We start from the raw sequence: 10,128 nt of genomic DNA on the forward strand, positions 1-10,128 counted from the left end.
TTTCACGCAGGACCTTTTTTTATGACTGCCAGCTTCTCAGGCCGATCCAGGTCCGCCGGTCAAGGACATAGCGCTCGACAGGGACATTCCCGGCAGCAAGTGAATCCGCCATGCCCATGCTGCTGAACTGAAAGCCGCACTTATGAATCACGCGACGCGAACCGCCATTGCTAGCGTGACACGAAACATGCAACCGCTCGATTGGCGTGGCACGGAAGGCCAGATCGATCAATGCGTGGGCAGCTTCCGTGGCAAAACCATGCCCCCAATAGGGCTCACCCAGCCAATAGCCGATCTCCAGGCCTTCGCCGTGGCTATGCGGGTGGATGCCACAACAACCCATAAAGATACCGGTTTCAGCTTGGGTGATTGCGTAAATGCAATTGCCCATCTCGCCTTTTCGCACGCGCTCGACAAAATCCACGGCATTTTCGCGGGTGTATGGATGAGGCATACGGGCGAGCATAGTCGAGACGCGGGCGTTATTGGCAAGATAGGAAATTGCATCCACGTCTTCGGTATGTGGCGGGCGGAGAACCAGCCTGTCCGTGACGAGGACGGGGCAATCTAACTGATCTGCTAATCCAGGCGAGAGATCAGCATAACTGGCCTCCCGCTCGCTACAGCTCTCGTAATATTCTTCTTCTAAAACTTCGACGACCATTTGTCTGTCCTCCAGATGCAAAAAGGGAAGATGGTTGTCCCATCTTCCCTTCGATCTTTAGGCTGGTCGCCATATATACCGGGTCCAATGGGACGCCGGTATTTATGAGTGCCCGGCTTACTCTGCTGCTTCCGCGATCGGGTTTACCGATACGTAGGTGCGGCCGTTGGCCTTCGTGCGGAAAGCAACGGAACCGTTGGTGGTAGCAAAAATGGTGTGGTCTTTACCGAGGCCAACATTGGCGCCCGGATGCCACTTCGTGCCGCGTTGGCGCACGATGATGTTGCCAGAAACGACAGCTTCGCCGCCGAACTTCTTCACGCCAAGGCGCTTCGACTCTGAATCGCGACCGTTACGCGACGAACCACCAGCTTTTTTGTGTGCCATTGGATTTCTCCTTTAATCTCTTCTACTTACTCAGCCGACTCGGCCTTGGCTGCAGCCTTCTTAGGCGCTGCCTTCTTTGGCTTTGCGACTTCGCCTTCAGCGGTGTCTGCCTTAGGAGCCTTCTTCTCAGCGGCCTTCTTCGATGGCTTTGCGCCGTCGGTAAGGATCTCCGAGATACGGATCGTCGTCTGTTCCTGACGATGACCGCGGGTGCGCTTCGAATTCTGACGGCGACGCTTCTTGAACGCGATAACCTTGCGCGCACGGCCCTGTTCAACGACTTCAGCCGTTACGAGAGCGCCTGCTACGGTCGGAGCACCGATCGTCGTGCCAACCAGCAGAACTTCTGCGAATTCTACGATGTCGCCAGCTTCGCCAGCAACTTTTTCGATCTTGATCAGGTCATTTGCGGCAACGCGGTACTGCTTGCCACCGGTCTTAATGACTGCGAACATTTGTTGTCCTTTCGGTTGTTCGGTCCGGCTCTCATTTCCACGACATTTGCGCCGAAGTGATGGGCCGTCTTTTTATCAGTCGGTTGGTGAGTGGGCTTTATGCCCTTGATTACAACTCCGGAAACCCGAAATTTCGCAATCAAAACAATAGGCGCGGATTACTCCACGCCTGAAGTCTGGTGCTTATAGGTGTGAAGCAGCAGAAAAGTCAAGAATTTTCACAACAGAATGCAAATTAGCTCTTGTCTAATCGTCTCTGGCTCGTTATTGAGCCGCTACACACTTAGCATTCGCTTTAGATGCTTATCAACGGCGCGATTTTATGGATCGCTTTACCCGTGGTGCACAATGCGGAGAGGTGGCTGAGTGGTCGAAAGTACCGCACTCGAAATGCGGCGTGGGGGTAACTCCACCGTGGGTTCGAATCCCACCCTCTCCGCCATTTTATCTATTGAAACGACATCGCACCGAGCATCGCTGATTGACGTCAGTTCTCCCCTGCGCGGCCCACAATCATCAACTGCTGGACCACGCCTGAGACGAGGTAATGCTTGCGGATTGAAGAGCCGCTAAAGGTTCTTCTGAGCAAACCGATCAAATGCCTTCAGGAACTCACCAAGGAACTTGGCCGTATCAGGCACCAGCTTGCCGCTTTCATCCAGCAGCTTGTCAACATGTGCGAGATAAGCCTCTGGCTGCTGCAAAGTCGGCATATCCAGAAATACCAACGACTGACGAAGATGATGATTGGCACCGAAGGCTGAAATATTGCCCGGAGAGCCGCTGATGATCGCAGCAGGCTTTCCACTCCAGACACTCTGGCCATATGGACGTGAACCGACATCGAGCGCGTTCTTTAAGCCTCCGGGCACCGACCGGTTATATTCCGGCGTTACGAACAACACGGCATTGGCCTTGCTCACCTCAGCACGGAAACGTTTCCAGGCAGCGGGTGGGGCGTCGGTATCCAGATCCGGATTATAGAGCGGCAAGTCGCCGATCTCGACAATCGTCAATGCCATGTCGTCTGGTGTTACTGCATTCAAGCCGAGCGCAACCTTATGATTGAAAGAATCTTTTCTCAAGCTCCCAACCAGAACAGCTACATTCACTTTCGTCATAGCAATTTCCTCTTTGAAATCGAACAAGCCTCACTTGCAAAGGAAGTAAGAGACAAAGCCAAGAGGTCAACTCGCCTGACACAGAATGATCTTGCTGAGTGCTTCCGGCCACCGCTTCTCAGCAATGGCCAGTCCGTGCTAGAAGGCCGTCATGAGTGTGTTGTCAGATGTTTCTCCCGTTTATAATCCGCCGTTAGAGCCATATGTTTCGATCATCCATCGCGACGTGGATATTCTGGTTCTGGATAAGCCAAGCGGACTGTTATCCGTGCCCGGACGTCATCCGGCGCTTTCTGACAGCCTGGCCACACGCGTCCAAAAACAGTTTCCAAAAGCTTTGATGATCAATCGTCTGGATAAAGACACGTCCGGTCTTGTGCTCATGTCGCTCAATCGCAAAGCCCACGCCGCTATTGCTGCGCAGTTTGAAGCGCGCACGACAGAAAAGCGCTACATTGCCGAGGTTTGGGGTCGGGTGGAACAAGACGGCGGACTGATCGATCTGCCATTGGCAATTGATCCGGACAATAAACCGCGTCATCGTGTCGATCTTGATAATGGAAAGCCAGCCCAGACACGCTGGCAGGTGCTGGAACGTCATGAAAACAGCACAAGAATGCAGTTGTTTCCGCTGACTGGTCGTACTCATCAATTGCGCGTTCACATGAAAGCGCTGGGGCATGTTATTCTTGGCGATGAGTTTTATGCCGAAGGTGAGGCACTTGGCGCAGCAGACCGCTTGCTTCTTCATGCAGAAGAAGTCGCTTTCCATCACCCGGATGGTAGGCATGTGAAATTCACGGCCCCTTGCCCTTTCTAACAATGGCTATGTTTCGGAAATACCCATGTCGCAGAAAATAGACACATCGGAACTGGTTGTTGATTTTGTCGGTGGTGCCGTCGGGCATCGCTTTCGTTCCGGTGAGGGACGCGGACAGGCTCTGGCAAAGGCGGCGGGTCTTGCGAGTGGCATCACGCCAGACATTGTCGATGCAACAGCCGGTCTTGGCCGCGACGCTTTTCTGCTCGCCGCACTGGGTGCGAAGGTAACGCTGATAGAGCGATCAGAGAAAATGCACAGGCTGCTGGCTGAAGGGCTGGCGCGCGCTGCAGCTGAAGGCGGTCAATATGCGGAAACAGTGGCGCGCATGACGCTATTACATGGCGATTCCTGCCTGCTGATACCGGCATTGAAGCCAATGGTCGTTCTTGTTGACCCCATGCATCCACCGCGAGGCAATACGGCTCTGGTCAAAAAGGAAATGCGTCAGATCCGCGAGATCGTCGGCACCGATGCAGACTCTGAGAAGCTGATGCTTGTGGCTCTTGAACACGCGGTAAACCGTGTCGTACTGAAATGGCCGCTGCGCGCTGAACCCATGGCAGGGCTACGCAAGCCCTCCCATCAGATTCTCGGTAAAAGCACCCGCTACGATGTCTTCGTGAAAGCAAAGATCGTAGCCAATTAGATCAGTGTCCTCAACTTGTTGAGATGCACGCGTTAGAGCACTTCCAATTTTCATTAAATGTTGGAACTGCTCTATCTATTTTGCGCGCATCTTGTTCTGCAAAACCGCTTCGCACTTTTCGGAATGCGCATTACGCTCTAATTCGAGCACTTCACATCATAAGACAGGACCGATGGCGTATCACCTACCGTTGTGACAGACAGGCTGTGGCCGGCATTCTTATAGGAGAAGCCGCAATAGCCGAAGCCAGTTCCTGAGCAGCCATCAACCTCGCTGATACCCATCTCTCGCAAACCCTTCGATATGATGTCCAGCTCATCCTTGCTTTCTTCTGGCTGCCAGCCATGTTCAATGAGCATGATACGCGCCAGACTAATCGGCAGTCGATAAATATTGGGAACCGTCACTTGGCCTGAACAGAATTTCTCTTCGCCCGGTAGTGCGGTGACAATGATACCTTTGCCACCAACCAGCTTCACATCAGCAACCGGCTGCTGTACCCAGTCGCCATCCCAAATGCGTATGCCTTCACCGTTCTGTTCGACACGCCCCAGACTGATGGCTGCATTTTTGGCGGCATACGCAAGTGCAACAAGTTTGCCGTCTTCATAAAAGGCAAGATTGCCTTCTTTCAACAAGCACGATCCGCTTGTTCCTTGTTCCATATCGGCCACGAAACTGACAGCCTGCAACGCGCCAAGCTTCGCTTCCCCGGTCACGGTCCAGCCCCGCTCTTCCACCGCACGCGCCTCGGCGCTTGTCGTTTTGGTGTCCTGGTTATCACAAGAAGCGGCGTCTCCGCTTTTCTTTGGTGCCTTTGGCAGCTCTGCAAGCCGCACAATATCAACGCCGCTGACTTGTGAAACAGGGATGATCTTATCCAGAGATGTTGGATGAGTAGTATCCGATTGAGCATTCGCTGAGCCAGCCAACACCAAGGTCATGCCAACAACGAGAAAACGTGAAATCATGCCACACCATTCCGAAAATCTGTGTTCTTGCGAGCAAAACGGTGCATCGGATGAAACGGTGCCCCGCGTGATTCTGGTACAAGATAGCAGCCAAACGACAGTTTCAAAGCCAGAACATTGTTTTTGCTGTATCTTCATCGAAATTAGACTGGATCGTCCAAGATAGGGATTTGTATTGTTTGAGACTTGGAAGCATTATCAAGCGAACTCGATAGTCGCGTAACCATGACATAATACAGTTCAACATGATTGAGGCCGGATGAAAAAGACCATTGATCTGACAACCGCGCCCATCAATCAGGCACTGTTGCTTTTCGCTCTGCCAACGCTCGGCTCGTCAATCCTGCAATCGGCGAACGGCTCCATCGATACAATCTGGATCGGTCAGTTGCTGGGGACAGACGCTCTCGCAGCGACAACAAACGGCAATCTGGTAATGTTTCTGCTGACCGCCTTTGTCTTCGGCTTCGGCATGGCATCGACGATTCTGATCGGCCAATCCTTTGGGCGGCGGGATATCGAAACCGCACGCGCCATCACAGGTACGACACTCGGAGCCTTCATTCCTGTCAGCATTATTGTGGCTGTGGTCGGCTGGTTCCTCGCACCTTACGTCCTTGGCCTGCTCGGCACTCCGGAAACGATTGAACCGCTGGCGCGCGCTTTCCTGCAAGTAACCTTCGTTGCAATGCCTGCCATTCTCATGCAGACCATCCTGATGATGGCGCTGCGCGGCAGCGGTGACTCCATGACCCCGCTGATATTCATGGGCCTCGCCGTCATCCTTGATATAGCGCTTAACCCGCTGCTCATTCTCGGGATCGGCCCAATTCCACCGCTCGGCATATCAGGCTCAGCACTCGCCACAGCAGTAGCCAATTATATCAGTCTCGCGGCTATGCTCATCTATGTCTATCGCAAGGATTTGCCTTTGCGTCTCAAAGGACAGGAGCTTTGGCTTCTGGTGCCGGACCTCAAGGTCTTGAAGCTGATTTTCAGCAAAGGTCTTCCGATGGGTATTCAGATGATCGTGGTCTCGAGTGCCATGCTGACGATGATGCGGTTGGTCAATCAGGAAGGCGTCAATACGACCGCAGCCTTTGGCGCAACGCAACAATTATGGACCTATGTTCAGATGCCGGCTATGGCGCTTGGCGCAGCGGTGAGTGCAATGGCTGCGCAGAATATCGGCGCTGGCAAATGGGATCGCGTCAACAGCATCACACGGATCGGCGTCTTTTACGCCATTCTGATGACTGGTATTCTGGTTGTTGTGCTGCTCATTGCCGACAAGCAGGCCATGCAGATATTCCTGGGCTCTGACAGCCCTGCCATCCCGATCGGTCAGCACATCGGCAAGATCGCAACCTGGGGCTTTATCGCCTTTGGCGTTTCCATGGTTCTGTTTGGCACCGTGCGGGCGAATGGACAAGTTATCTGGCCACTTATCATTCTGTTTGTTTCGATGTACCCGGTGCGGCTTGGTGTTGCCGTCGGCATGAGAGACTGGCTCGGACCGGATGCCCTGTGGCTCAGCTTCCCTGTTGCCATGCTTTCGACGATGCTTATGGCTGGCGCGCTTTATCTTCATGGCGGATGGCGTAAGAACCAGTCAATGCATGTCGATAAGTTTGAGCAGGAGGGCACGGCTGCGGCCACAGCCCAGACAGCAGAAGCCGCCCCTTCCTCGAACGCGCTGACACCGAACCCACCGCACGTTCGTGAGAATAGTTAGAGTTGCCGCACCGTTGGTTACGTCGATGGTATGCAAGCAGATTTCAATTCATCGTTTTGGAATCAAAAAGCCCGGCGACAGTTTGCCACCGGGCTTTGAGTGTTTAGAGCGCGTTTCGATCCGATCGGCGCTCTAATTCTCTGTTTTAACGCGCATCGTTGCCCGAAAGCCGTTTCACACCTTTCGGGATGCGCTTTAGATCAAGCCTTCTTCTTTGAGAGCCTTCTGTACGGCAGGACGCGCCATGACGCGTTCGCGCAGAGCAAGAGCCTTCGGATAGGCGCTAAGATCGACCTTCAACATAAGGCCCCAACCGATGATGACGGATACATAGGCATCGGGTTGGGTAAAATTGGCCCCAAGCCAGAAGTCGTGGTCGCTCGAAAGCATCGCCTCAAGCTGACCCATGCGACGATTGATGGAGGCAACCACTGTGGTCTTTGCTTCCTCCGTCAAATTGGGCGCGAACAGACCGCCGAACGCTGTATGCAGATCACCGCAAAAGCCGAGCGCTTCCTGCAAACGAGCACGTTCAATCGCGCCATAGGCAGGCTTGAAGGCTGCAACATCAGAGTGATCGCCGATATACTGCAGGATTGCCGCGTTCTGCGTAATCACGACACCGGGCTCAACCTCGATAGCAGGTACTGCACCACGCGGGTTGATTTTCAGGTAGTCGGCACCACTCGCTGTTTTCTTTTCCTTGAGATCGACCACTTCCAGATCATAGGAAAAGCCTGCTTCGCTGAGCACGATGTGGGGTGCCAATGAACATGCGCCGGGTTTGTAATAGAGCTTCATCACAGTCTCCGTTGAGATGGTTTCGCTTGGGCTTCTATCAGTTTGCTACGGGGCGACAAAATTCTTTGCTATCACGATATTGGGATATGGATTTGCTGGCGTGGTGGCTTTGTTGGATGACTTTGCCCTTTAGCCTTCTTCATCATCTATCAGAAACGTCAAAAGCCCGGCTTCTTATGCACCGGGCTTTTTGATTTTATTGATGTTTTTGGGGGATGGTTTCGTGTGATGCTTTTTCCCGTTTGTCGGGTCATCGATATTGGATCGATTACTATGCTCCTCACGGTTCAGGTTATGATGCTGATGAGGTGAGAGCGTTCAAAGATCGATTGATTATCGATTTCAGCTCGAACGGGCTGCTCCATGGAGCTTTCACAAGCCGTACAGCTACGAGCATGGCGTATGCATCGCGGGTTTTAGTATTTTCAGGGAAGGATATTGGTTGCGGGGGCAGGATTTGCCCCGTTCGTCGGGTAATCGATACTCAATCGATTACTTATCCTCCTCACCCTTCAGGTTATGGTCCACAGGACGACGAGCAACGATCGCCAGTGAAGATGAAGTCTTCGTGCCAGCGATAATATTTGGTTTATTTTTTGGAGATTTTGGTTGCGGGGGCAGGATTTGAACCTGCGGCCTTCAGGTTATGAGCCTGACGAGCTACCGGGCTGCTCCACCCCGCGCCAGGGTGTTTATTGAACCGGTTGGGTAGTTTGTGCGCATAGCGCTAGTAAAGCTGTTTTGTATTGATTTGAGAAGATGGAATTATTTGTGTGCTTAGCAGACCTGGCAGCGACCTACTCTCCCGTGTCTTAAGACAAAGTACCATTGGCGCTGGAGCGTTTCACGGCCGAGTTCGGAATGGGATCGGGTGCAGCCGCTCCGCCATAACCACCAGGTCGGCGAAGAACACAAATATGAGAAGCTGGTTGTCTTTCGTGCTTTTATCATCATCAAGCTATGCTTGATGGATATTGTAAATGGGAGTGATCAAGTCGATCGAGCTATTAGTACCGGTAAGCTACATGCGTTGCCGCACTTCCACACCCGGCCTATCAACGTGGTAGTCTTCCACGGCTCTGATAGGGAATACTCGTTTTTAGGTGGGTTTCCCGCTTAGATGCCTTCAGCGGTTATCCCGTCCGTATATAGCTACCCTGCTATGCCGTTGGCACGACAACAGGTCCACCAGAGATACGTCCATCCCGGTCCTCTCGTACTAGGGACAGATCCTATCAATATTCCTACACCCACGGCAGATAGGGACCGAACTGTCTCACGACGTTCTGAACCCAACTCACGTACCGCTTTAAATGGCGAACAGCCATACCCTTGGGACCTGCTCCAGCCCCAGGATGCGATGAGTCGACATCGAGGTGCCAAACAACCCCGTCGATATGGACTCTTGGGGGTCATCAGCCTGTTATCCCCGGCGTACCTTTTATCCGTTGAGCGATGGCCCTTCCACGCGGGACCACCGGATCACTATGACCGACTTTCGTCTCTGCTCGACTTGTCAGTCTTGCAGTCAGGCAGGCTTATGCCATTGCACTCGACGAACGATTTCCGACCGTTCTGAGCCTACCATCGCGCGCCTCCGTTACTCTTTAGGAGGCGACCGCCCCAGTCAAACTACCCACCATACACGGTCCTGGACCCGGATAACGGGCCGCAGTTAGACATCCATATAGATAAGGGTGGTATTTCAAGGATGACTCCACAATGGCTGGCGCCACTGCTTCAAAGTCTACCACCTATCCTACACATGTCGACACGAATGCCAGTGTAAAGCTATAGTAAAGGTGCACGGGGTCTTTCCGTCTAACCGCAGGAACCCCGCATCTTCACGGGGAATTCAATTTCACTGAGTCTGCGTTGGAGACAGCGGGGAAGTCGTTACGCCATTCGTGCAGGTCGGAACTTACCCGACAAGGAATTTCGCTACCTTAGGACCGTTATAGTTACGGCCGCCGTTTACTGGGGCTTCAATTCAATGCTTGCACATCTCCTCTTAACCTTCCAGCACCGGGCAGGCGTCAGACCCTATACGTCGTCTTGCGACTTCGCAGAGCCCTGTGTTTTTGGTAAACAGTCGCTACCCCCTGGTCTGTGCCACCCTCATCTAGTTGCCTAAACAAGGGTCACGCTTCTTCCGAAGTTACGCGTGCATTTTGCCGAGTTCCTTCAACGCAGTTCTCTCAAGCGCCTTGGTATTCTCTACCAGTCCACCAGTGTCGGTTTAGGGTACGGTCTATATGCAGGAGCTATTTCCTGGAACCGCTTCGCTGCACATTCAATCCAATAAGAATGTACAACACACGCAATCCGTCACTACCTGCAGGCCCACGAATATTAACGTGGTTCCCATCGACTACGCCTTTCGGCCTCGCCTTGAGGGCCGGCTAACCCTGCTCAGATTAACTTTAAGCAGGAACCCTTGGACTTTCGGCGAGGGAGTCTCTCACTCCCTTTATCGTTACTCATGTCAGCATTCTCACTTCCGATACCTCCAGGATGTCTCACGA

At 53.0% G+C, this 10,128-nt stretch carries 9 protein-coding genes, 2 tRNA genes and 2 rRNA genes (1 of these 13 running past the window's edge); 4 read left to right on the top strand and 9 right to left on the bottom strand.

Features of this window, described 5'->3' with window-relative positions; translation table 11 throughout:
- Nucleotides 1-19 precede the first annotated feature (19 nt).
- From KMS41_09790 to rplU, 3 genes are all read right to left on the bottom strand, one after another.
- Complete coding sequence (locus KMS41_09790) at nt 20-664, bottom strand: GNAT family N-acetyltransferase (GenBank protein QWK77373.1); 645 nt, start codon at nt 662-664, stop codon at nt 20-22.
- 117 nt (nt 665-781) lie between these two features.
- A complete protein-coding gene (rpmA, locus tag KMS41_09795; protein ID QWK77374.1) occupies nt 782-1,051 on the bottom strand; it encodes a 50S ribosomal protein L27 in 270 nt (89 codons plus the stop codon).
- Nucleotides 1,052-1,077: 26 nt separating this feature from the next.
- Nucleotides 1,078-1,506 (bottom strand): 50S ribosomal protein L21, encoded by a 429-nt coding sequence (rplU, locus tag KMS41_09800; protein ID QWK77375.1) that lies wholly within the window; start codon nt 1,504-1,506, stop codon nt 1,078-1,080.
- 352 nt (nt 1,507-1,858) lie between these two features.
- On the opposite strand from rplU, the gene KMS41_09805 reads away from it, so the two are divergent.
- A tRNA-Ser gene (locus tag KMS41_09805) sits at nt 1,859-1,948 on the top strand.
- 127 nt (nt 1,949-2,075) lie between these two features.
- On the opposite strand, the gene KMS41_09810 is transcribed toward KMS41_09805, so the two are convergent.
- On the bottom strand, nt 2,076-2,627 hold the full coding sequence (locus KMS41_09810; protein ID QWK77376.1) for an NAD(P)H-dependent oxidoreductase: 552 nt from the start codon (nt 2,625-2,627) through the stop codon (nt 2,076-2,078).
- A 151-nt stretch (nt 2,628-2,778) separates the two neighbouring features.
- Between KMS41_09810 and KMS41_09815 the strand changes: the two genes are divergently transcribed.
- Together KMS41_09815 and KMS41_09820 are read left to right on the top strand one after the other, a co-directional pair.
- Nucleotides 2,779-3,447, top strand: a complete 669-nt coding sequence (locus tag KMS41_09815; GenBank protein QWK77377.1) for an RNA pseudouridine synthase — start codon at nt 2,779-2,781, stop codon at nt 3,445-3,447.
- A 25-nt stretch (nt 3,448-3,472) separates the two neighbouring features.
- Nucleotides 3,473-4,096 (top strand): class I SAM-dependent methyltransferase, encoded by a 624-nt coding sequence (locus tag KMS41_09820; GenBank protein QWK77378.1) that lies wholly within the window; start codon nt 3,473-3,475, stop codon nt 4,094-4,096.
- A 137-nt stretch (nt 4,097-4,233) separates the two neighbouring features.
- Here KMS41_09820 and KMS41_09825 read toward each other — a convergent pair whose 3' ends face one another.
- The gene (locus KMS41_09825; protein ID QWK77379.1) at nt 4,234-5,067 is read right to left on the bottom strand and encodes a hypothetical protein; all 834 of its coding nucleotides are present in this window, start codon (nt 5,065-5,067) and stop codon (nt 4,234-4,236) included.
- Between the two features lie 259 nt (nt 5,068-5,326).
- Here KMS41_09825 and KMS41_09830 point away from each other — a divergent pair, with 259 nt between their 5' ends.
- The gene (locus KMS41_09830; GenBank protein QWK77380.1) at nt 5,327-6,802 is read left to right on the top strand and encodes an MATE family efflux transporter; all 1,476 of its coding nucleotides are present in this window, start codon (nt 5,327-5,329) and stop codon (nt 6,800-6,802) included.
- Between the two features lie 195 nt (nt 6,803-6,997).
- Here KMS41_09830 and KMS41_09835 read toward each other — a convergent pair whose 3' ends face one another.
- The 4 genes from KMS41_09835 to KMS41_09850 all read right to left on the bottom strand — a co-directional run.
- A complete protein-coding gene (locus KMS41_09835) occupies nt 6,998-7,603 on the bottom strand; it encodes a glutathione S-transferase family protein (GenBank protein ID QWK77381.1) in 606 nt (201 codons plus the stop codon).
- 606 nt (nt 7,604-8,209) lie between these two features.
- A tRNA-Met gene (locus KMS41_09840) sits at nt 8,210-8,286 on the bottom strand.
- A gap of 101 nt (nt 8,287-8,387) precedes the next feature.
- A 5S ribosomal RNA gene (rrf, locus tag KMS41_09845) occupies nt 8,388-8,502 on the bottom strand.
- 87 nt (nt 8,503-8,589) lie between these two features.
- Nucleotides 8,590-10,128: ribosomal RNA gene (locus KMS41_09850) — 23S ribosomal RNA — on the bottom strand; it runs 1,273 nt beyond the window's last position.

This window comes from Ochrobactrum sp. BTU1, assembly GCA_018798825.1.
Lineage (GTDB): Bacteria > Pseudomonadota > Alphaproteobacteria > Rhizobiales > Rhizobiaceae > Brucella.